19 protein-coding genes, 1 tRNA gene and 1 pseudogene are annotated in these 21386 nt (G+C 61.8%); 10 read left to right on the top strand and 11 right to left on the bottom strand.

What is annotated here, in order from left to right; translation table 11 throughout:
* Positions 1-48: 48 nt before the first annotated feature.
* Entirely contained in the window at positions 49-1890 is a 1842-nt protein-coding gene (locus FQU74_RS08390) for a potassium transporter Kup (RefSeq protein ID WP_146286249.1), read from the top strand.
* A 34-nt stretch (positions 1891-1924) separates the two neighbouring features.
* Here FQU74_RS08390 and preA read toward each other — a convergent pair whose 3' ends face one another.
* A complete protein-coding gene (gene preA / locus FQU74_RS08395; protein ID WP_146285942.1) occupies positions 1925-3226 on the bottom strand; it encodes an NAD-dependent dihydropyrimidine dehydrogenase subunit PreA in 1302 nt (433 codons plus the stop codon).
* A 25-nt stretch (positions 3227-3251) separates the two neighbouring features.
* Positions 3252-4580 (bottom strand): NAD(P)-dependent oxidoreductase, encoded by a 1329-nt coding sequence (locus tag FQU74_RS08400; RefSeq protein WP_146285943.1) that lies wholly within the window; start codon positions 4578-4580, stop codon positions 3252-3254.
* Between the two features lie 287 nt (positions 4581-4867).
* Here FQU74_RS08400 and accB point away from each other — a divergent pair, with 287 nt between their 5' ends.
* The 3 genes from accB (at position 4868) to aat (ending at position 7516) form a co-directional block, all read left to right on the top strand.
* On the top strand, positions 4868-5362 hold the full coding sequence (accB, locus tag FQU74_RS08405) for an acetyl-CoA carboxylase biotin carboxyl carrier protein (RefSeq protein WP_146285944.1): 495 nt from the start codon (positions 4868-4870) through the stop codon (positions 5360-5362).
* Positions 5363-5381: 19 nt separating this feature from the next.
* Positions 5382-6728 (top strand): acetyl-CoA carboxylase biotin carboxylase subunit, encoded by a 1347-nt coding sequence (gene accC / locus FQU74_RS08410; protein ID WP_146285945.1) that lies wholly within the window; start codon positions 5382-5384, stop codon positions 6726-6728.
* 131 nt (positions 6729-6859) lie between these two features.
* Entirely contained in the window at positions 6860-7516 is a 657-nt protein-coding gene (gene aat, locus FQU74_RS08415) for a leucyl/phenylalanyl-tRNA--protein transferase (RefSeq protein ID WP_268236730.1), read from the top strand.
* On the opposite strand, the gene FQU74_RS08420 is transcribed toward aat, so the two are convergent.
* From FQU74_RS08420 to FQU74_RS08440, 5 genes are all read right to left on the bottom strand, one after another.
* A complete protein-coding gene (locus tag FQU74_RS08420; protein ID WP_146285946.1) occupies positions 7450-7890 on the bottom strand; it encodes a DUF2155 domain-containing protein in 441 nt (146 codons plus the stop codon). The two genes, aat and FQU74_RS08420, sit on opposite strands and share 67 nt — an antisense overlap.
* Positions 7887-8348: an outer membrane lipid asymmetry maintenance protein MlaD gene (mlaD, locus tag FQU74_RS08425; protein WP_146285947.1), complete on the bottom strand. Its 462-nt coding sequence runs from the start codon at positions 8346-8348 to the stop codon at positions 7887-7889. The genes FQU74_RS08420 and mlaD overlap by 4 nt, the downstream gene beginning before the upstream one ends.
* A 21-nt stretch (positions 8349-8369) precedes the next feature.
* Complete coding sequence (locus FQU74_RS08430; protein WP_146285948.1) at positions 8370-8744, bottom strand: NADH:ubiquinone oxidoreductase subunit NDUFA12; 375 nt, start codon at positions 8742-8744, stop codon at positions 8370-8372.
* Between the two features lie 201 nt (positions 8745-8945).
* Positions 8946-10208: an ATP-dependent Clp protease ATP-binding subunit ClpX gene (gene clpX, locus FQU74_RS08435; RefSeq protein ID WP_146285949.1), complete on the bottom strand. Its 1263-nt coding sequence runs from the start codon at positions 10206-10208 to the stop codon at positions 8946-8948.
* Between the two features lie 111 nt (positions 10209-10319).
* Positions 10320-10952, bottom strand: coding sequence for an ATP-dependent Clp protease proteolytic subunit (locus FQU74_RS08440; protein WP_146285950.1), 633 nt, complete (start codon positions 10950-10952; stop codon positions 10320-10322).
* A 248-nt stretch (positions 10953-11200) separates the two neighbouring features.
* Between FQU74_RS08440 and FQU74_RS08445 the strand changes: the two genes are divergently transcribed.
* A complete protein-coding gene (locus FQU74_RS08445) occupies positions 11201-11806 on the top strand; it encodes a CAP domain-containing protein (protein WP_146285951.1) in 606 nt (201 codons plus the stop codon).
* Positions 11807-11808: 2 nt separating this feature from the next.
* Here FQU74_RS08445 and FQU74_RS08450 read toward each other — a convergent pair whose 3' ends face one another.
* Positions 11809-13107: an ATP-binding protein gene (locus FQU74_RS08450; protein WP_146285952.1), complete on the bottom strand. Its 1299-nt coding sequence runs from the start codon at positions 13105-13107 to the stop codon at positions 11809-11811.
* 48 nt (positions 13108-13155) lie between these two features.
* Between FQU74_RS08450 and FQU74_RS08455 the strand changes: the two genes are divergently transcribed.
* Both FQU74_RS08455 and FQU74_RS08460 read left to right on the top strand, forming a co-directional pair.
* Positions 13156-14040, top strand: a complete 885-nt coding sequence (locus FQU74_RS08455; RefSeq protein WP_146285953.1) for an MBL fold metallo-hydrolase — start codon at positions 13156-13158, stop codon at positions 14038-14040.
* Positions 14041-14130: 90 nt separating this feature from the next.
* A tRNA-Asn gene (locus FQU74_RS08460) sits at positions 14131-14205 on the top strand.
* A 1032-nt stretch (positions 14206-15237) separates the two neighbouring features.
* Here FQU74_RS08460 and FQU74_RS19605 read toward each other — a convergent pair.
* Positions 15238-15690: a hypothetical protein gene (locus FQU74_RS19605; RefSeq protein WP_229704294.1), complete on the bottom strand. Its 453-nt coding sequence runs from the start codon at positions 15688-15690 to the stop codon at positions 15238-15240.
* Between the two features lie 12 nt (positions 15691-15702).
* Positions 15703-15897: pseudogene (locus tag FQU74_RS19785) on the bottom strand (TetR/AcrR family transcriptional regulator); the annotation flags it as partial.
* Between the two features lie 511 nt (positions 15898-16408).
* Between FQU74_RS19785 and FQU74_RS08470 the strand changes: the two are divergent.
* From FQU74_RS08470 to FQU74_RS08480, 3 genes are read left to right on the top strand one after another with little or no spacing between them, the layout of a single operon-like run.
* The gene (locus FQU74_RS08470; RefSeq protein WP_146285955.1) at positions 16409-16663 is read left to right on the top strand and encodes a hypothetical protein; all 255 of its coding nucleotides are present in this window, start codon (positions 16409-16411) and stop codon (positions 16661-16663) included.
* 43 nt (positions 16664-16706) lie between these two features.
* Entirely contained in the window at positions 16707-19688 is a 2982-nt protein-coding gene (locus FQU74_RS08475; RefSeq protein WP_146285956.1) for a molybdopterin-dependent oxidoreductase, read from the top strand.
* 9 nt (positions 19689-19697) lie between these two features.
* Complete coding sequence (locus FQU74_RS08480; protein WP_146285957.1) at positions 19698-20534, top strand: 4Fe-4S dicluster domain-containing protein; 837 nt, start codon at positions 19698-19700, stop codon at positions 20532-20534.
* 63 nt (positions 20535-20597) lie between these two features.
* On the opposite strand, the gene FQU74_RS08485 is transcribed toward FQU74_RS08480, so the two are convergent.
* Positions 20598-21275: a GntR family transcriptional regulator gene (locus FQU74_RS08485; RefSeq protein ID WP_146285958.1), complete on the bottom strand. Its 678-nt coding sequence runs from the start codon at positions 21273-21275 to the stop codon at positions 20598-20600.
* Between the last annotated feature and the right edge of the window lie 111 nt (positions 21276-21386).

Raw genomic sequence — 21386 nt, forward strand, 5'->3', positions numbered from 1 at the left:
GTGTCGCAAGCTGCCCACGGCGACTACCCCTCCCATGCCCATGGTTCCTTGAAAAAGCTGACGCTCGGCGCGATCGGTGTCGTCTATGGCGATATTGGCACGAGCCCGCTTTATGCCATGCGAGAATCACTGCATGCCGCATCGCATGATGGCCTGACGCGGGCCGATGTCATGGGCGTGATCTCGCTGCTGTTCTGGACGCTGACGTTGATCGTCACGCTGAAATACGTGCTGTTGATCATGCGCGCCGACAACAATGGCGAGGGTGGGACCCTGTCGCTGATTGCACTGGTCCATCGCGCCCTGCACACGCGACCTGCCTGGTTGATCGCCATCGGCGCGGTTGGCATTTCGCTGTTCTTCGGCGATTCAATCATTACCCCGGCCATGTCGGTGCTGTCGGCCGTTGAGGGCAGCGCGCTGATCGCGCCGGGCCTGCATGACTACGTTGTGCCCATCACGCTGGTGATCATCGTCCTGCTCTTTGCCGTCCAATCGCGCGGGACCGAGGCTGTCTCGGTCCTCTTTGGCCCGATCATGGTCGTGTGGTTCATCACCATGGCCGTTCTGGGGCTGCGCCATATCAGCGACGAGCCCTCGATCCTTCTGGCGCTAAACCCGATCCATGCGCTGCGCTTTCTGGTGGACAATGGCTTTGCCTCGTTCATCGTGCTGGGATCGGTCTTTCTGGCCGTGACGGGTGGCGAGGCACTTTACACCGACATGGGGCATTTCGGGCGCCGCCCGATCCGCATCGCCTGGGGCATCCTTGTGTTTCCGGCCCTGACCATCTCGTACCTCGGCCAAGGGGCGATGGTGCTCGCCCACCCTGAGACGGCCAGCAATCCGTTCTTCCTGCTCGCCCCGCAATGGGCGCTGCTGCCACTGGTCATCCTTGCGACCATGGCCACGGTCATCGCCAGTCAGGCTGTGATTTCCGGCGCGTTTTCGGTTGCCAAGCAGGCAGTGCAGATGGGCCTGTTGCCCCGGATGGAGATCCGCCACACCTCGGAAACCCAGTTCGGGCAGATTTACATGCCGCGCATCAACTCCATCCTTTCGGTGGGTGTCGTGGCGCTGGTTCTGGCCTTCGGCTCGTCTTCGAACCTCGCCAGCGCCTATGGTATCGCGGTTACCGGCGACATGGTCATCACCTCGATCCTGGCGATCTTCCTGCTCAACCGGGCGTGGAAATGGCCGCTGGCCCTAACACTTGCCGTGATGGTGCCGCTGATCGTGCTTGAAGGGCTGTTCCTCGCCGCAAACATGACCAAAGTGCTGGATGGCGGCTATATCCCGATTTTCTTCGCGGCCTTCCTCTGCCTTGTCATGTGGACATGGGTGCGTGGATCGGCCCATGTGCGCGAGAAGTCGCGCGCCGGTTCCATCGAGTTCGACAGCCTGATGCGCATGCTGGAGAAGTCACAGCCGGTAGAGGTGCCGGGCACCGCCGTATTCCTGACCGCCGATCCGGAAATGGCCCCGCCTGCGCTGATGCACAACCTCAAGCACAACCGCGTACTGCACAAAAAGAACTTCATCGTGACAGTGAACGTGGCCCCGGTGCCCGAAGTGCCCGAGGCCGACCGCATCGAGATCGAAAAGGTCAACGACCGCTTTGTGAAGCTCTCTTTGAACTTCGGCTATCTCGATGACCAGAACGTGCCCAAGGCTTTGGCGCTGGCCCGCAAGCAGGGCGAGAAGTTCGACATCATGACCACCTCGTTCTTCCTGAACCACCGCAGCTTCCGCTCATCGCAAAGCGAGGGGTTGCCCAGCTGGCAGGAGAAGCTCTTCGTCTCGATGGCACGCGGCGCCACCAACGCGACCGAGTTCTACCGTCTGCCGACAAACCGGGTGCTGGAACTTGGCCAGCAACTGACGATCTGACAAGAAGAAGGGGGGCTGTCTGCCCCCCTTCATGTCACTCCGCCGCCTGCGATGACGGGTTGTTCGGGTGCATGGTCCAGTTGGCATAATCGCCCACCGGCACGCCCGTGCGCGGATCGACCTTGCCTTTGGGCATTTCCACCATGGTGATGCAGTTCTCCACCGGGCAGACGTTGACGCAGAGGTTACAGGCCACGCATTCCTCGTCCTTGACCGTGAAGGTGCGTCCCGGCCCCATTTCGATGGCCTGGTGGCTGGTATCCTCGCAGGCGATGTAGCAGCGACCGCATTTGATGCAGGCGTCCTGATCGATATGCGCCTTTGTCACATAGTTCAGATTAAGGAACTGCCAGTCGGTGACATTTGGCACAGCCCGGCCAACCAGATCCGCCGTCGAGGTAAAGCCCTTGCGATCCATATAGTCGGACAGGCCCGAGATCATTTCCTGCACGACCTTGAAGCCATAGGTCATCGCAGCCGTGCAGACCTGCACATTGCCTGCGCCAAGCGCCATGAACTCGGCCGCGTCGCGCCAGGTGGTCACGCCGCCGATGCCACTGATCGGCAGGCCTGCGGTCACGGGGTTGCGCGCGATTTCGGCGACCATGTTCAAGGCGATAGGTTTGACCGCCGGGCCGCAATAGCCGCCATGCGTGCCCTTGCCGTCGATCGTGGGTTCGGGGGCAAAGTCATCAAGGTCGACCGACGTGATCGAATTGATGGTGTTGATCAGGCTTACGGCATCCGCACCGCCGCGTTTCGCGGCCTCGGCGGGCTTACGTACATCCGTGATATTGGGCGTAAGCTTCACGATGCAGGGCATGCGCGAGTGCTTCTTCACCCACCGCGTGACCATCTCGATGTATTCCGGAACCTGACCCACTGCCGAGCCCATGCCGCGCTCGGCCATGCCATGCGGGCAGCCGAAGTTCAGCTCCACCCCGTCGGCGCCCGTGTCCTCGATGCGCGACAGGATGTCTTTCCAGGAATCCTCGTCGCAGGGCACCATCAGGCTGATGATCAGCGCGCGATCAGGGTAGTCGCGCTTGACCGATTTGATCTCGCGCAGGTTCACTTCAAGCGGGCGATCCGTGATCAGTTCGATGTTGTTCAGCCCGAGAAGGCGCCGGTCCGCACCCCAGATCGCGCCATAGCGCGGGCCGTTCACGTTGACGACGGGCGGTCCCTCGGACCCGAGGGTCTTCCAGACCACACCGCCCCACCCCGCCTCAAAGGCGCGACGGACGTTGACCTCTTTGTCGGTGGGCGGGGCCGAGGCCAGCCAGAAGGGGTTGGGGGATTTGATCCCGATGAAATTGGATGCGAGATTGGCCATCTTGCTGATCTCCGTTGCGCGGGCCTTAGCCCGCAGTCCCCATAAGTGCGACGTGGATCTCTTCGGCCGCGTCGCGGCCTTCGGCCACGGCGGTCACAGTCAGATCCTCGCCGCCCAATGCGCAGTCACCGCCACACCAGAGCTTTGGCGCAGGGTTGCGCGGCAACTTGCCCGCCGCGATGGTGATGCCATCTGGCACCCCCGCAAGCGTCTGCCCGATGGCCTTGAACACCTGATCGGCCTTCAGCGTAAAGGTTTCAGACTTGAGCTTCAGCCCCTCGGGCGTGTCCTCGGTATAGGCGAATTCCACCGCCTCGGCCTTGCCGGTGCCCGTCACGCGGACCGGCGCCGCGCCATAGATGATGCGCACACCGGTCTGGGTTGCATGTTCCTGCTCGTAGCCCGAGGCCGACATCTTGTCGCGACCGCGGCGGTACACGATGGTCACATTCTCGGCACCCAAGAGTTTCGACTGCACGGCGGCATCCACCGCCGTCATGCCACCACCGATGACCACCACATCACGCCCGACCGGAACAGCGGCGCGATCTTCGGCCTGGCGCAGGTCTGCGATGAAATCGACGGCGTTCTGCACGCCCGGCAGATCTTCGCCCGCAGCGCGCAGGGCGTTCACACCTGCAAGCCCGATCCCAAGAAAGACCGCATCATAGTCTGCCATCAGATCGGCAAGGACCACATCCTTGCCCAGCGTCACGCCATTCTTCACAGTGATGCCGCCAATCTTCAGCAGCCACTCCACCTCGCGCTGCGCGAAGTCGTCCGTCGCCTTGTAGGTGGCGATACCATATTCGTTCAGCCCGCCGGGTTTTGGCCGACGCTCCAGCACCGTGACGTCATGGCCCTTCATCGCCAGACGATGCGCACAGGCCAGACCCGAGGGTCCGGCCCCCACGACAGCCACACGCTTGCCCGTTGCGGCCGCGCGGGTGAAGGGATGGACACCCTTGGCCATCAGCACATCGGTGGCATAGCGCTGCAACCGCCCGATCTCGACCGGCTTGCCCTCAGCCGTCTCGCGCACGCAGGCCTCTTCACACAGCGTCTCTGTCGGGCAGACGCGGGCACACATGCCGCCGAGAATGTTCTGCGACAGGATCGTCTTCGCCGCAGCATCAGGCGTACCCGTCGCGATCTGCCGGATGAACAGCGGAATATCGATCGAGGTCGGGCAAGCCGTCATGCAAGGCGCATCATGGCAGAAATAGCAGCGATCAGCCGCAACGCGCGCCTCGTGCACGTCAAAGGGCGGCTCGTGATCGGCAAAGTTGTCGGCATAGGTGGCGGCGGGCAGACGCGCAGGCACGATGCCGGGCGTAAGCTGGCTGTTGGACAAGGTCGGAACCTCCCGTTGTTTTGTTGATTGCACCCACTGTGCCACAGGTTGATTTTTTATCAATCGGTAAATTTTCGGCCGATCGAGAATTTTTGCCATTGCCTGAAAATGCGCCCGATCAACCAGACGAAAGCGCAAGCGACGGGCAGGCCGCGCAGATTTGGCGCGAAAGCCCAAACACCACGCAACACGGCAAGGCTTTTCAGCCCTGCCCCGCTCGCGTATAACGGCCCGCAGCCGTGGCGTACCCGGAGAGGGCGCCGCCATACAGATATCAAGAGGATGGCATGAGCAAACATTCCCCGGATGCAGACGTTGCGTTCATTCAGGCCCTGGCGGAACTGCTGAACAGCAATGACCTGACCGAGCTTTCCGTGAAGCGCGAGTATGGCGAGGATGACAGCCTTGAGGTGCGCGTCGTCAAACAATCAAACATCGTGACGACCGCGGTCGCGGCCCCTGCCCCCGTCTATGCTGCGCCCGCCGCAGCAGCAGTCGGCGCCGCACCTGCAGCAGCCCCCGCCGCCGCGGAAGATCCGGCGCAGCATCCGGGCGCCATCACCTCGCCGATGGTGGGGACTTGCTATCTGGCGGCCGAGCCGGGCGCACAGCCCTTCGTCGCCATTGGCGCGACGGTGACCGAAGGCCAGACCGTCCTGATCATCGAGGCGATGAAGACCATGAACCACATCCCCGCAACTCGGGCGGGTACGGTCAAGCGCATCCTCGTCTCTGACGGCACCCCGGTGGAATTCGGCGCGCCGCTGATGATCATCGAGTGAGGTCCGCCCAGTGACCCAGATGTTCGAGAAAATCCTGATCGCCAACCGCGGCGAGATCGCGCTTCGCGTGATCCGTGCTTGCCGTGAGATGGGGATCAAGTCGGTGGCGGTCCATTCGACCGCCGATGCCGATGCGATGCATGTGCGCATGGCCGATGAAAGCGTCTGCATTGGCCCTGCGCCTTCGGGTCAAAGCTACCTGAACAAGGCCGCGATCATCTCGGCCTGTGAAATCACCGGCGCGCAAGCCGTGCACCCCGGGTATGGCTTCCTGTCTGAAAACGCGAGCTTTGCGCAGGCGCTGGAAGACCACGGCATCACCTTCATCGGGCCGACCGCCGAACATATCCGGATCATGGGCGACAAGATCACCGCCAAGGATACCGCGAAGGAACTTGGAATTCCGGTCGTCCCCGGTTCGGAAGGTGGGGTTCCCGATTTCGAGACCGCACTGAAAGTCGCGGCTGAGATCGAGTATCCGGTGATCATCAAGGCGACCGCCGGTGGTGGTGGCCGCGGCATGAAGGTCGCGAAATCGGCAGAAGAGCTTGAGATCGCCTTCCGCACCGCGCGCAGCGAGTCCAAGGCCGCGTTCGGCAACGACGAAGTCTACATCGAGAAATACCTGCAGAAGCCGCGTCACATCGAGATCCAGGTCTTTGGCGACGGCAAGGGCAACGCGGTGCATCTGGGCGAGCGCGACTGCTCGCTGCAGCGGCGCCACCAGAAGGTGTTCGAAGAGGCCCCCGGCCCCTGCATCACGCCCGCAATGCGTGCCGAGATCGGTGAGATCTGCGCAGCGGCGATGCGGAAGCTGAAATACATCGGCGCAGGCACCATCGAGTTCCTCTATGAGGACGGGCGCTTCTATTTCATCGAGATGAATACCCGCCTGCAGGTGGAGCACCCGGTGACCGAGGCGATCTTTGGCGTCGATCTGGTGCGCGAACAGATTCGCGTGGCCGCAGGCCTGCCGATGTCGTTCACCCAGCCTGAACTGGAAATCAACGGCCACGCCATCGAGGTGCGCATCAACGCCGAGCGGCTGCCGAACTTCTCACCCTGCCCCGGCAAGGTAAATGTGTTCCACGCCCCCGGCGGCCTGGGCGTGCGGATGGATTCGGCGCTTTATGGCGGCTATTCGATCCCGCCCTATTACGACAGCCTGATCGGCAAGCTGATTGTACACGGCCGTGATCGCCCCGAGGCTCTGGCGCGCCTGCAGCGGGCGCTTGGCGAGCTGATCGTGGATGGCGTGGAAACCACCGTGCCGCTGTTCCACGCCCTTCTGGCCGAGCCGGATATCCAGTCAGGGGATTACAACATCCACTGGCTGGAAAAGTGGCTGGCGGCGCAATTCGGCTGAACCTTTGCTCCGGCGGATCCGTCCGCCGGGGTGCCCGCGCCGGGGCTGTCATGCCCCTGCGCACCCCCTCAAGTTGCCGTGTCACCCTTCGGGCAATGGGCGCCGGCAGTGTTGAACGAGGCACGGCTTCGTTGTCGCAAACGATCACACCGCACATCCTGTTGCGTGCCTACGCCTGCGGGATCTTCCCGATGGCCGAGGATGCACAGTCGGACGAGATCCGCTGGGTCGATCCGCGCCGCAGGGGCATCCTGCCCATCGATGGCTTTCACACCTCACGATCCTTGCAGAAGGACATCCGGCGCGGCGGGTTCCTGATCTGCGCTGACCGCGATTTTGCCGGTGTGATCGATGGCTGTGCGGATCGCGAGGTGACGTGGATCAACCCCAACCTGCGACAACTCTACATCGACCTGCACGCGATGGGCCACGCTCATTCGCTAGAGATGTGGCAGGACGGGCGACTGGTCGGCGGCACCTATGGGGTCACGCTGGGCGCTGCGTTCTTTGCGGAAAGCATGTTCTCGCGACGTCCCTCGGCATCAAAGATCGTGCTGCATTTTCTGATGCAGCGCCTGAAAGCAGGCGGGTTTGAGCTGTGCGACACGCAGTTTCTTACACCGCATCTGGCGACGCTGGGCGGGATCGAAATCAGCCGGGCCGAGTATCATCAGCGCCTGTCACGCGCCTTGCGGCGACAGGCAAGCTTTTGTGCTGATAATCAGCCCTCTTGCGGGGCCTCGAACTCTTCGTCGGTCGCGGGCGGCTCGGGCACGACGTCGAGCTGAGGCTGATCAGGCGTCAGGCAACGCAGCACCCAGACGTCATAGCGCGGATGTTCCAGCGCTGACAGCGCAGGGGACGATGCAACCATCCAGCCAGAGAAGACCGAGCCCTCGCGCCCCTCTTCGATGATTGTCAGATGGGCATAGGCATCGGACGCCGGGTTCGCCGTCGGATAGCGGCATTCATCAAGACGGATCGTCAACCGACCCGACACAGCGGAATCGCCGCTTGCAAGCTCGATATCTGCCGTCTCGCCCGTGGTCTTGTCGAGCCAGCGCAGGATGCCACCATCCGAGGCCGTATAGGCGGCGCCTTGTGCCAGCGCGCCACCAGTGGGCAGCACAGATGCGAGCACCGCAAGCGCCAGCCGCCTCATTCCCCGATCGCGTCCTCGGCGCTTTGGCCGACGAACTTCATCAGCAGACCGATCAAGCTGACCGAGCCTTGGGTATCCTCGATCTCAGCCCCGGCCGGCAGATTCTCGGTCGATCCGCCGGGTCGCAACTCGATGTAGTTGCCGCCCAGCAGACCTTCGGAGGAAACAAGAGCCGCCGAATCATCGGGCAGCATGACCTTGTCCTGCAGGGTCAGTGTCGCATCCGCATAGAAGGTCTGCGGGTTCAGCTCCAACCGTGAAATGGTGCCGACCTTGACGCCAGCAAGGCGCACATCGGTGCCCACGGTGATTCCCTCGGCCGACTGGAACGAGGCGGTCAGGTCATAGGTTCCGCGCGATGCCGCAAGGCCAGTGCCTTGCGCCGCAAACAGAAGAAAGCCAACAGCCGCAGCAAGCACAGCGCCGCCAGCGATCACTTCGGTTACGTTTTCCGACATTGCCTGCCTTTTCCCGGCGCCTTATTCGGGCTGCCAGGCCTCATAATCACGACGCTCGACGGGGGCGCCCTTGCGGATCGAACCGGCAGGCGCATGGGCCGCAATCGTCCCGGTCAGGTTTTCCTGATGCGGACGCTCCCACGCCTTGTGCGTCAGCGGTGCCTTGGTCGGCGGCTGATCCCAGGTGAAGTGCAACCAGCCATGCCAGTCGGGCGAAATGCGGCTGCCTTCGACCTCGCCGTTGTAGATCACCCACCGGCGCTTGGCGTCAGCGGTCTGATAGTAGATGTTGCCCTGATCATCCTCACCCACCTTCACGCCCTTGCGCGCGGTAAAGATCTGGGTGCCGAGCGTCTGGCTGTTCCACCAGGTGACGAGACGCTTGAGAAAGTACATCACGGGCCTCCGAAGGGTATTTGCCTTCATATGACCGATGCGGCGCCGAAGGTCCAGTGGCAAGGCGGCAGAGCGGCAATCAGGCGCGATTTCGGCGCAGGTCTGCCGGTCTCTTGAGCAGGCAGCAATCACTCCGAAAAAGAAAACCCGCCGCGGGGCGATCCGCGGCGGGTTTCTTTCGGTTTCCGATGCGCGCGAGGCTTAGCCTGCGGCGGATTCCTTCTTTTTGACATCCGCATGCACCAGCAGCGGCTTGGCGCCCGAAGTCACGGCATCTTCCTTCACCACCACCTCGGTCACATCCGTCATGCCCGGCAGTTCGAACATCGTATCCAGCAGGATGTCTTCCATGATCGAGCGCAGGCCACGCGCACCGGTCTTGCGGGTGATCGCGCGTTTGGCAATTGCGATCATCGCCTCGGGTGCGAAGGTCAGCTTCACGCCCTCGATCTCGAACAGGCGCTGATACTGTTTCACCAGCGCGTTCTTGGGTTCGGTCAGGATTGTGACCAGCGCACCCTCATCCAGATCGTTCAGAGTGGCGATCACCGGCAGACGACCGACGAATTCGGGAATCAGGCCGAATTTCAGCAGGTCTTCGGGCTCAAGTTCCTTGAACAGCTCGCCCGCGCTGCGTTCGTCGGGCCCCTTGACCGTCGCGCCAAAGCCGATGGACGAGCCCTTGTTGCGTTGCGCAATGATCTTTTCAAGGCCAGCAAAGGCGCCCCCACAGATGAACAGGATGTTCGTCGTATCGACCTGAAGGAACTCTTGCTGCGGATGCTTGCGGCCCCCCTGCGGCGGGACGCTGGCGATGGTGCCTTCCATGATCTTCAGCAGGGCCTGCTGCACCCCCTCGCCCGAGACATCGCGGGTGATCGAGGGGTTGTCGGACTTGCGGGTGATCTTGTCGACCTCGTCAATATAGACGATGCCGCGCTGCGCCCGCTCGACGTTGTATTCGCTGGCCTGCAAGAGCTTGAGGATGATGTTCTCGACATCCTCGCCCACATAGCCCGCTTCGGTCAGCGTGGTCGCATCGGCCATGGTGAAGGGCACATCCAGAATCCGCGCCAGCGTCTGCGCCAGCAGCGTCTTGCCGCAGCCAGTAGGGCCGATCAGCAGGATGTTCGACTTCGCCAGCTCGATATCGGTCTTGGACGAGTGATTCAGCCGCTTATAGTGGTTGTGAACCGCAACAGAGAGCACGCGCTTGGCGTGTTCCTGCCCGATCACATAGTCGTCCAGCACCTTGCAGATCTCGCGCGGGGTCGGCACACCATCGGTGCTTTTCAGCCCCGAGGTCTTCGTTTCCTCGCGGATGATGTCCATGCACAGCTCGACGCATTCATCGCAGATGAACACGGTCGGCCCCGCGATCAGCTTGCGCACCTCATGCTGGCTCTTGCCGCAGAACGAGCAGTAGAGGGTATTCTTGCTGTCGCTGCCGGTATTCGTCGCCATTGTCGTCCTCTGCCGTGCGTGCCCCAAGGGGGCAATCCAGAAAGCCTAGGCCAAAGCCGGGGCCTTCACAATCCGAAAACACCCCGGCGGAGGGCCGCCGGGATCAAGCGATCACTTCTGTTCGGGCTCGGCCTTGCCGCGGCTTTCGAGAATTTCGTCGATCAGGCCCCAGGCCTTTGCATCCTCGGCGGACATGAAATTGTCGCGCTCCAATGCCGCCTCGACAGTTTCATAGTCATTGCCGGTGTGCTTGACGTAGATCTCGTTCAGCCGGCGCTTCAACTTTTCGGTTTCGCGCGCGTGGATCATGATGTCGGTCGCCTGGCCCTGATATCCGCCCGACGGCTGGTGAACCATGACGCGGCTGTTGGGCAGCGAGAAGCGCATGCCCTTTTCGCCCGCCGTCAGCAGAAGCGAGCCCATCGAGGCCGCCTGCCCCACCACAAGCGTCGATACTTTGGGACGGATGTACTGCATCGTGTCGTAGATCGACAGACCGCTCGTCACCACGCCGCCGGGGCTGTTGATGTACATCGAGATTTCCTTGCTCGGGTTCTCCGCCTCAAGGAAGAGAAGCTGCGCGCAGATCAGGCTCGACATGCCATCATGCACCGGTCCGGACAGGAAGATGATCCGCTCCTTCAACAGGCGCGAGAAGATATCATAGGCGCGCTCGCCCCGGCTGGTCTGCTCGACCACCATGGGCACAAGGGTATTCATGTAAAATTCGACCGGATCTCTCATTTTCGCCTGCCTGTCAGTTCTGCTTGAGCCATATCGCCGAGTTCTTTCCCAAGTCTTAGTGCTGCGTGCCGGGGCCTGCAAGGGCAGACGGCACCCCTGGCTTTCTCAGTTTGTCGGCACTCACGTCCGCGCGAGGTCAGACCTCCTTGCGCGAAAACGTGCCGCAATGCGCCCGAAGCGCGGCGCAATTTCGCCCAACTGTCGCGCGAAAACTTGCATCGAATCCCTCGTCTACCTAAGCCCGTCAGATGCCACAAACCATCGGTACGCCCATGCGCAGCACGCTCGCCCTCATCCTTGGTGTTGGCCTTACCTCGCTTTCGGGATGCGTTGTCGTCCCGGTACCCGTTCCGGCCGAGGCAAGCCGCGACCTGCCCTTTGTCGTCAAGGTCCCGCTGGGCTCCAGCGGCCAGTCGGCAACGCGCGTAGCCGGCCCGGTTCCTGCGGAAACCTGTGCCCGGGTCAGTACCGCCCAGGAGGCGGCCCTGCTGGCCGAGATCAATGCAATCCGCAAGCAGAACGGGCTGCCCACCTTGCGCAAATCCAGCCGTATCAGTGCTGTCGCCCAGAACCACGCTTGCGACAATGCCCGCAGACAGACGGTCAGCCACACTTCAAGCAACGGCAAAAGCCTCTCAGGGCGGCTGAAGGCGGGTGGCTATTACCTCCGTGTCGCGGCCGAAAACACCGGGCTCGGCTTCTCGGGCGATCCAGGTCGTCTGGTTGAATACTGGATGAATTCTCCCGGCCACCGCGCCAACATCCTCAACCCCAAGGTGACCGAGGCCGGAGTGGGCTACGCCGCCGGGAATTCGCGCCCGGCATGGGTGCTGAATGTGGCTACGCCGCGCTGATCCTACCGCGCCAGCGACAGCTCTGCCCTAAGCCCGCCCAGCGTCTCGCTTTCACCGAGTCGCAAGGCACCACCATGGCTGCGCGCCACGTCGGCCGCAATCGACAGGCCAAGCCCCACCCCGCCGCCCTTGTTCGGATCGCGCGCGCCATCGAGCCGCGCGAAAGGCTGCACTGCCTCATCCCGGCGATCCATCGGAATGCCGGGGCCGTTATCCTCGACCACAATGCGGGCAAAGCGGTCGCCCACAATCACCGACACCCTTGTCTTGCCGGCAAATCGGCGGGCGTTGGTCAACAGGTTTTCCAACGCCCGAGATACGGCGGCGGACCGCAGTCGCATCGGGACGGCACCGGTCGCAACCAGATCGACACTCTGGCCCGAGCGCGCGGCATTTTCGACCACATGGCGCACCAGCCCAACCAGATCGACCTCCTCGGTCTCTTCCGTCGCATCGCCGCGCGCAAAGGCCAGGAACTCATCCACCAGCCGCTCCATATCGGCGACGTCACCAAGCAGAGCCGCGGTCTCCTCATCCTCGGGCAGCATCGACAACCCCAGCTTCAGGCGGGTCAACGGTGTGCGCAGGTCATGGCTGACGCCCGACAGCATCCGGGTCCGGCTTTCCAGATAGCGCTCGATCCGGGCCCGCATGTCCAGAAACGCCGCCCCTGCCGCGCGCACCTCGACTGCGCCGCGCGGCTTGTACGGGATGTGCTGCCCCTTGCCGAACGCCTCGGCCGCCATCGCCAGACGGCGGATGGGCGCCATCTGGTTGCGCAGGAACAGGTATGAAATCACCGTCATCAAGACCGAGGTGACGATCATCAGCACCAACAGCTGATGGGGGTTCGTCGCCGACATGCGCCGGCGGTCGATGCCCACACGCCAATTCCGCCCATCACGCTGGAAATCGGCCAGCACGCGATTGTCCTCGGCAAGCATGTCGGCGCCGGTGAAGCCCGGCACCTCGGCGCGCAGCGTCTCGGCAACCACGCTGCCCGACAGATCCCAGGCCTCGCGCCGGACCTCCGCAATCACGCTGTCGACCGGCTCAAGGGTGAAACCCAGGCCGCTTGCCAGAACCTTTGCCTCTTGCATATCACCCGCACCCAGCCGGTCGAACACAAGGTTCAACTCGGTCGCGACGGCGCCGGTCATCTGCTGCGTCACCCGTTCAAAATGGCGTTGAATGAAGGCTATGGACACCACCAGCTGGATCGTCACGATGGGAACGACCAGAATAAGCAGGGCCCGCCCGTAAAGGCTGCGCGGCAGAATGGATTTCAGGCGGAGTGTCATGCGCGCAGCCTAGCGCCGGGCCAACCGCAAGGAAAGAGGAGCAGACCGATGGATTGCCCCTGGACAGTCGGAGCGGTTCAGCACCTGGAGCCAGACGTTCGGATGGTGCTGGCCCCGAACCCCTCGCCCATGACCCATTGGGGCACCAACAGCTTCATCGTTGGCGAAGGGGATGTCACGGTCATCGACCCTGGCCCCGAGGATACCGCGCATCTGGCGGCACTGCTGCGCGCACTACACCCATCCGAGCGCGTCACCCAAATCATTGTCACGCACGCCCACCGCGACCACTCAGGCCTGGCCCGCTCGCTTGCCGCCGCGACGGGAGCCCCGATTCTCGCCTTCGGCCCGGCGTCGTCCGGCAGGTCACCCCGGATGCGCGATGTGAGAGGGCACAGCGGCGAAGGGATCGACACGCATTTTGCGCCGGATGAGGTGATTGGCGAAGGAGACGTCCTTACAAACGGCGGGGCTGGCCTTACCGTACTCCACACTCCTGGTCACATGGGCGGGCACCTCTGTCTTGCACTGAACGATCGCCTGTTTACCGGAGACCATGTGATGGGCTGGGCCCCGTCACTCGTCTCGCCCCCCGAAGGCGACATGACCGATTACATGACATCGCTGGAGCGGCTGTCTGCGGGGCCATGGCAGAAAGGCTATCCGGCACATGGCCTTCCGATCGAGGATCTCCCGGGGCGATGCGACTTCTTGCTGCAACACCGCCGATCCCGCGAATCCGCAATCCTCGCGGCGTTGGACATGCCCGCCGATCTGGAGGCGCTGCAAAGTCGGGTCTATGCCGACGTTCCCGCGCAACTCCAATCTGCCGCACGTCGCAACCTATTGGCGCATCTCATTGATCTTGTTCACAAAGGCCAAATCACCGCAAACGGGCACGACTTGATTAACGCACGCTTTTCCCGCCCGTGACGCCAAGATGAAATTTCCGCGCCCGGATCGATTTTTTCTGCCCACACCCCCTTGCGACCCCCGAAACCCGAAGCTATACACCCCCCGTGTTCCGGCGTAGCTCAGCGGTAGAGCAGTTGACTGTTAATCAATTGGTCGTAGGTTCGATCCCTACCGCCGGAGCCAAAAATCCCTGAAAAATGAGATGATTGGCATTGCATACTAAGGTATGCGTCCGCACGTCCGCCACCGTCCGCGGCGGACGATGGAGCAGTTGACTTTCCCTGATGCTAGGTCGAGTCGGCAAAGCAAAAGCCCTCGAAAAGTCGGGGGCTCTGTCGTATCGGTCAACGTTACGGGCTATGGGAAAAGCATCTGCCGCACAAACCGCAGGGCTATAATTGCAGCAGCCGCAGCGAAGAAAAGACTGAGCGCAAATAGCCGTGATTGTGACTTTGCATTTAATAGTTCGATCTTTTCCTGCTGCGCCAACTGCCTAACCATAAGTTCGTACTGCTCGCCCCTTGCAGGGGTTTCGTCTTTGCACCTGATGCTCTGGCCATACTTCTGGATTTCTTCTGGAGTTGGCTTCAACAGAAGTCCGAGTTCGGCCCTACGCGAACGAATGGCTCGCAGTCTGCCAACCATCGAAAGCAGCACTAAGGCGACCTTCTCAGCTCCACTGAAGAAAGCAACTGTTAGACCGCCGACGATGATCAGGTTCTAAAAAAACGGGTAGGAGATGGAATCACTCTAACACTCATGGAACACCGCCCAAATCCAATGACAAAGCGCCCCATCAACCTTCCATCCGCCCCCCCGTGCTTCCTGCAGCAGCTGCACCAGACGATCTATCTGGGCGCTGCTGTGCCCCCCTAACCGGCCTGCGACATATTGAGGCGCAGCCTCGTGCCAAGTGTAGATGACGGCCCGAAGTTTTCCTTAGGGGCCTTACTCGATCGACCCATGCAGCGCGGGCGCGAGCAGGGTTCGTCATGCCACCCGTCAAATGCCATGGACTCGCGATGTGAATCCCTTCTGGCAGAAGTTCTGCAACGACGCCGGTGCTGTCGCTACTGGATGCAGGGCAAAGCCTTCCGGATCCCCGCAGGGCGAGCGTGGGGTCCCAGAGGACGCGCGCCAGCGCCTTCCTCCGACTTTCCGTTGCTTTGGCGGGACGCCTTGGCGCGCAGAGTGAATAGCAACACAACCGGGTTCCTACGTCGCCTCGGCCCGAGAAAATTCTTCTGCGTTGCGCGCGGCAATGTCGGCAACGTCTGAAGCCTCGTCCGGCGTGCAGCCAACGGCCCGCAGAATGGCGCGCACGATATCGGGAATGGCGCTGGCCTCAATCCGGCCGCTGCCGAACATCCGGGCGGCCTGCTCAGACAAGCCAATAACCAATCCAACCGCAAGCTCCACCGAGCCCACGCGGAGCTGGCCGAGCGACTGCGCACCCGCGAGATCATCACGAAGCCGCCATTGCACCGCCCGCCCAACATTCGGAAGCGCCGCAATGGCGTGGGCGGCAAGTCGGGCCTGGCCAGGGGCAACTGCAAGAAAGCCGAGAAAGAGCGTGACGCCCGTAGCCATACGTGTCAGCGGATCGGAAACGGCGGTTCGCGCGGGTTCCAGGCGTTCGATCAACTCCGCAATCAGCGCATCGCCCAATTCTGCCTGAAGCTCCGACATATCGGCGAAGTGAAGGTAGAAGGTTCCTTTCGCGACGCCAGCGCATTGAGTGACAGAGTCGACTGTCACTGTCGCGCTTTCCGCCGCAGAAAAACAGGTCCGCGCTGCATCGAGTATCGCGGCGCGTGTGCGGGCACGTTTCTCCCGGCCAATCTCTGCCCGTCGTTCCAAATTTACGCGCGCCATAGACGTTCGTTCCTGCTCTGCCCTTCCAGCCGGTCCGGGGCGGAGCAATCCACCTCAGACCAGTTTGCGTTCAAACGGATAGTTCGCAATCCGCTGGCGCGCGCCCGGGTGGATACTATTGGCTTCACGTGCACGGTCAATCCTACGACTGGAAAAGGCGCGGCTTCCGGTCTGGCGGCGCATCACAGGCACTTGTCCGATGTCGCCGGTCCCTTTTCAGGAGAGGCCTGTTGAACGAGCCCATGACCGAGGGTTGTGGTATGCGCCCAAGTCAAAGCAGCAATGGGATCGTCGTCCGCTCTCCAGCTGACGTCAACCCACCACGCGAGCGGGACGCGGTACTATTGTGCCACGTACTATAGTCCTGTGGAACTGGGCCCCTGCGAGGCAGGATCGAGCAGAGCGCCGCCGATTGATCGCGATACCCATCAGGTTCAAGACCGCCTGCCCCCTGTCACAGCCATACAGGTAACGCGCCCGGACTGTGTACTCGGCGCCGTTGTCGTGGTCGATGTTTTCCGCGTTCATTCCGCTTCTCCCCCTGATTTCGATGACGTGCGGCGCGATACGCGACCTCGCCCCGCGGGCCATCGCCGCCAGCACATTCGTCCTTGCCCCCAAGCGCAACCGATTCCATATTGACCGCATCGTCATATTGACTTTATCGTTCTCAAATAATTCAGATGCAGCTTCGGGGGAGGAAGACCGCATGGAATCGATAACCGCGCGCGCCGGCATGGCGCAGCCGCTGGCCTCTATTGGCTGACAAGCAAATGGCGCGCCCCGCGATGTCCAAGCTCAGCTCAACGATGAAACGACAGGCACTCAGGACGATCCTGTTCGCCCTGCCGAAAGTCATGAACCTCAAGGCGTCGCGGCTGCCCGCCTTCTCTGAAAGCCTTAGGCAGCGCGACATCGTTGCATGGATCGGCCTTCAGGATGAAAGCATCGGCCGCCTTCTGGAGATCCGCGACGGGCGTTTCCGTGCCCGCACGGGCAAGGCAAGCGAAGCTGAACTAACGATGACGTTCAGGGATGTGGCAACGGCACTCAAGATGCTGTCGCCCAACCGCGATCAGGGCGATATCATCCATGCTGCCAAGAATTTCAACGTCGTAACGACAGGGCCAGACGATCTGGTCATCTGGTTCGCCCAAACGCTGAATATGAACGATACTGCGGGCTTGCCGATGGGTACGCTTATGCGGGACGGTAGTCGGCGCTTTACCACCTGTACCAATGGCGGTCCGCTGTTCGTCTATGTCAAGGACGGCAAGATCCTGCGTGTCACTCCGATCGAATACGACAAGAATGACCCCGAAAGCTGGGTCATCGAGGCGCGCGGCCGCAAGTTCAGCCCACCACGGAGAGGTCTGGTCGCGCCACATGCCCTGGCGATGAAGTCCATGGTCTATTCAGACAAGCGCATCCTGCACCCGATGAAGCGGGTGGACTTTGATCCCGATGGTGAGCGTAATCCGCAGAACCGGGGCAAGTCGGGCTATGTGCAAATCACCTGGGACGAGGCGCTCGACATCGTCTCGAAGGAAATCAACCGGCAGAAGCGGGTCCATGGCCCCGGCTCGATCACGTTCCCCATGTCATCGCACCACATGTGGGGCAATGTCGGCTACTATCTCAGCTCTCTGATGCGCTTTGCCAACCTCATCGGCTTCACCCGTGTCGCCGCGAACCCCGACAGCTGGGAGGGTTGGTACTGGGGTGCGATGCACCACTACGGCAATTCGATGCGGATTGGCGTGCCTGCAGGTTATGGCGGCGTCGAGGATGCGCTGAAAGAAGCCGAGATGATCGTCTTCTGGTCCTGCGATCCCGAGAGCACCAATGGCGCCTACGCCGGATTCGAGGGCACGCCGCGGCGTCTGTGGGCCAAGGAACTGGGTATAGAGTTCGTCCACATTGACCCGCACAACAACCCCACCGCCCAATTGTTGGGCGGGCGCTGGCTTCCCGTCAGACCGCAGACGGACGCGGCGCTCGCGCAGGCAATCATGTACGTCTGGGTGACCGAAGGGCTATACGACAAGGACTACGTTGCCAGTCGTACGACCGGCTTTGACGATTGGAAGGCCTACCTTCTGGGCGAAACCGATGGCATCGCCAAGACGCCCGAATGGCAAGAGGCGGAAACAGGTGTTCCTGCGCGCGACGTCCGTGCGTTGGCCCGGAAATGGGGTGGCCGCAAAGTCTATCTGGCCGTCGGCATGACAGGCGCGGGCTTCGGCGGGGCCGGCCGCGGCGCGACTGGCACGCAATGGGCGCGTTGCATGGTGCAGATGATGGCGATGCAGGGCTGGGGTAAGCCCGGTGTCAACTTCGGCGCCCTGCAGATCGGTGCCCCGAATGATTTGCACTTCTACTTTCCGGGTTATGCTGATGGCGGCATCTCAGGCGAATTGCTCTGGACCGGCAACGCCGTCAACAACTATCAGCGGATGCCCCACATCCTGACAATGAACCCTGTCAAGCAGATGGTGCCGCGCCAGCAGCTTCCCGACGCGATCTTGACGGGCCAGGCCACGGGATATCTCTGGGATGGCATCTCGCAGGAGGCGCAATTCGCACCTTTCACCTACCCGATGCCGGGCTATTCGCCGATCCACATGATTTACCGCTATGGCGGATCGTCCATGAGCACTGTCACGCGCTCGGGCCGGTGGATCGACGCCTACCGCCACGAAAGCATCGAGTTCGTTGTTAACCAGTCAATATGGATGGAGGGCGAGGCGCAGTTTGCCGATATCATCCTTCCCGCATGCACCCAACTTGAACGCTGGGACATCGGCGAATGGTGCAACTCGGGCGGTTACGCCCATCATGGCACCAGCCTGGTCAACCACCGCGTCATAACCATGCAGCACAAGTGCATCGAGCCTCTCGGCGAGTCGCGCTCGGATTACGATATCTTCACGGCAATCCTCAGCCGTCTCGGCTTGGGCGCGGTCTTCACCGAGGGCTGCAGCGAACTCGACTGGGTCAAGCGGGTATTCGACTCATCCGATCTGCCCGATCACGTCAGCTGGAAAGCGTTCTGCCGCAAGGGCTATCACATGGTGGCGCCTGCCAAGGAGTCGCTTCGGGCGCCGGTGGACATGCGCTGGTTCGCCGAAGGACGCAACAAGGACCTGCCGGAACCACATCCCCTGCCCTCGCAATTCGCCGAAAAGTTCGGCACTGGCCTGCAGACACCAAGCGGCAAGTTTGAGTTTCTGCCCGAGCTATTCCGTCGGCACACCTCTGACAATCCCGAGCGCCAGCCACTCAATCACTACATCCCGTCGTGGGAAGGCATGCGCAACACAGAGCTTGCATCGCGCTATCCGATGCAGCTGATCGCCACGCACAGCCGCTACAGCTTCCACACCCACGCCGACGGCAAGAACAGCGCCATCAACCAGATCGAGGACCATCGCGCTCTCATCGCAGGTCACCGCTTCTGGCTATTGCGTCTCAATCCAGCCGACGCCGCTGCACGCGGGATCGGGCACCGCGATCTGGTCAAGGTCTACAATGACCGCGGCGCCGTGATCTGCGCCACCGACATCACGCCGCTGGTAGCCCCCGGCGTTCTCAAATCCTACGAGGCCAGCGCCGAGTACCAGATGGTCGAGGTCGCCGGCGAAACCGTCGAGATCGGGGGTTGCCTCAACCTGCTGACCTCGGACCGACCACAGGTCCGGGGCACCAGCAGCATGGCGCCCAATTCCTGCCTCGTCGAGATCGAGAAATGGGCCAATGCCGATGTCTTTCGGCAGGCGCGCGCAGCATAGGAGGACCGCATGACCAAGTGGAACCTGATCGTAAAGGTTGGCCGCTGCGAGAACTGCAACAACTGCGTGATCGCGAGCCGTGACGAACATGTCGGCAACGACTTTCCGGGCTATGCTGCGCCGGCCGAGGCGGTGGGCGACAGCCTGATCCGCATTCAGCGACGTGTACAGGGCAGCGCGCCGATGGTGGAGACCACCTATCTTCCGGTGATGTGCAACCATTGCGACAATGCGCCATGCATGGCGCGTGCTGGTGACGCGATCCGCAAGCGCGATGACGGCATCATCATCATCGATCCTGTGAAGGCCAAGGGCCGCAAGGACATCGTCAAGTCCTGCCCCTACGGGGCAATCGTCTGGAATGAGGAGCAGCAACTGCCCCAAACCTGGATCTTCGACGCGCATCTGCTCGATCAGGGCGCCCGCGTGCCCCGCTGTCAGCAATCCTGTCCGACCGAGGTGTTCGAGGCGGTCAAGCTTGACGATGCGGCGATGCAGAAGAAGGTCGTGGCCGAGGGGCTGCGCCCGCTCCGCCCCGAACTAAACACCCGCCCCCGTGTCTGGTATGCCGGAATGGACCGCTGGACGACCTGCTTCATCGGTGGAAGCGTTAGCCATGAAGCGGACGGACTGATCGACTGCACCAAGGGCGCTGAAGTGCGGCTGATCCGCGACGGCAGCATTCTTTCGACAACCCTAACGGATGATTTCGGCGACTTTCAGTTCAAAGGGCTGATTGGTGACGGCAGCGCTTATCGTGTGGAGGCGTCACATGCCATGGGAACAGCGGTCCAGACATGTGAACTGACCGACAGCGTTTATCTGGGCGAACTGCGTCTCACATAACCCCAAATGAAAGGTAGGACGGCCGATCATTAGCTTGGATCAGCCGCCCTCTCTGCGCTCTTTTCAGCCGTCGCTGGCCAGCGTTCCCGCGCCCAAAACAAACTTGAGGGTAGCTTGCAGGTGCTGCGACATCAACTCGACCGCAAGAGGCGCGTTTCTGGCGAGCGCGGCATACATGATCGCCGCGTGTTCGGCATCGATGTCGCGCTTGCCCAGCAGATGGGGACCCATCATTCGTCGGTAGCGCTCGGCCTGGAGGTAAGTCAGATTCCGCAGCTTGAGCCTCCAGGCATTCTGACATGCCGAGATCAGACCATCGTGAAAGGCATCGTGACGTTGAGTCCACAAAGGGTTCACCTTTCCATCCGGCCCGACAACATCGGTATTTGAAAGCAGGTGATAGGCAGAGAGGACACGGCCCTCCCAGTCCAGATCCCCGGCCGCAATTGACAGCTCGAGGCAGCGACACTCCAGCTCGACGCGAACCTCGGTCAGGTTGATCAAATCCTGGGCGGAGACCGGCGCCACAACGAAGCCCTTCTGAGGGGTGTTTTCGACCAGTCCATCAGAGGTAAGCCGCGCCAATGCCTCTCTGACTGCACCCTTGCTGACATCGAAAGAGCTGCAGATTCCATCAATCCGCAGCTGCTCGCCCGGCTTGTATCTGCCGTTAAGAAGGTCACTTTTGATGGCGTTGTAGGTTTCAGCAGTCTTGCTGGTCGACACGTTCGGGCCCTCCATTTCCGCTTAGATATCGCACGCACCACGCCGCAGGGCAAGATCGTCTACTTTTTCATTGCAAAGTCTACTTTATGATATTAAGTATCCCATTAAGGTGCGGGGCTGTTGCGC

This window comes from Gemmobacter aquaticus (assembly GCF_007859075.1).
GTDB lineage: Bacteria > Pseudomonadota > Alphaproteobacteria > Rhodobacterales > Rhodobacteraceae > Gemmobacter > Gemmobacter aquaticus.

What these genes read in the sequence shown, in the direction of transcription:
- FQU74_RS08470 (WP_146285955.1), top strand. Translation starts at nt 16,409, where the DNA reads ATGTTTTCCGCGTTCATTCCGCTTCTCCCCCTGATTTCGATGACGTGC.
- accC (WP_146285945.1), top strand. Translation starts at nt 5,382, where the DNA reads ATGTTCGAGAAAATCCTGATCGCCAACCGCGGCGAGATCGCGCTTCGC.
- mlaD (WP_146285947.1), bottom strand. Translation starts at nt 8,348, where the DNA reads ATGTCGGAAAACGTAACCGAAGTGATCGCTGGCGGCGCTGTGCTTGCT.
- FQU74_RS08445 (WP_146285951.1), top strand. Translation starts at nt 11,201, where the DNA reads ATGCCACAAACCATCGGTACGCCCATGCGCAGCACGCTCGCCCTCATC.
- FQU74_RS08440 (WP_146285950.1), bottom strand. Translation starts at nt 10,952, where the DNA reads ATGAGAGATCCGGTCGAATTTTACATGAATACCCTTGTGCCCATGGTG.
- FQU74_RS08480 (WP_146285957.1), top strand. Translation starts at nt 19,698, where the DNA reads ATGACCAAGTGGAACCTGATCGTAAAGGTTGGCCGCTGCGAGAACTGC.
- FQU74_RS08455 (WP_146285953.1), top strand. Translation starts at nt 13,156, where the DNA reads ATGGATTGCCCCTGGACAGTCGGAGCGGTTCAGCACCTGGAGCCAGAC.
- FQU74_RS08430 (WP_146285948.1), bottom strand. Translation starts at nt 8,744, where the DNA reads ATGTACTTTCTCAAGCGTCTCGTCACCTGGTGGAACAGCCAGACGCTC.
- clpX (WP_146285949.1), bottom strand. Translation starts at nt 10,208, where the DNA reads ATGGCGACGAATACCGGCAGCGACAGCAAGAATACCCTCTACTGCTCG.
- preA (WP_146285942.1), bottom strand. Translation starts at nt 3,226, where the DNA reads ATGGCCAATCTCGCATCCAATTTCATCGGGATCAAATCCCCCAACCCC.
- FQU74_RS08485 (WP_146285958.1), bottom strand. Translation starts at nt 21,275, where the DNA reads ATGGAGGGCCCGAACGTGTCGACCAGCAAGACTGCTGAAACCTACAAC.
- FQU74_RS08475 (WP_146285956.1), top strand. Translation starts at nt 16,707, where the DNA reads ATGAAACGACAGGCACTCAGGACGATCCTGTTCGCCCTGCCGAAAGTC.
- FQU74_RS08450 (WP_146285952.1), bottom strand. Translation starts at nt 13,107, where the DNA reads ATGACACTCCGCCTGAAATCCATTCTGCCGCGCAGCCTTTACGGGCGG.
- FQU74_RS08420 (WP_146285946.1), bottom strand. Translation starts at nt 7,890, where the DNA reads ATGAGGCGGCTGGCGCTTGCGGTGCTCGCATCTGTGCTGCCCACTGGT.
- accB (WP_146285944.1), top strand. Translation starts at nt 4,868, where the DNA reads ATGAGCAAACATTCCCCGGATGCAGACGTTGCGTTCATTCAGGCCCTG.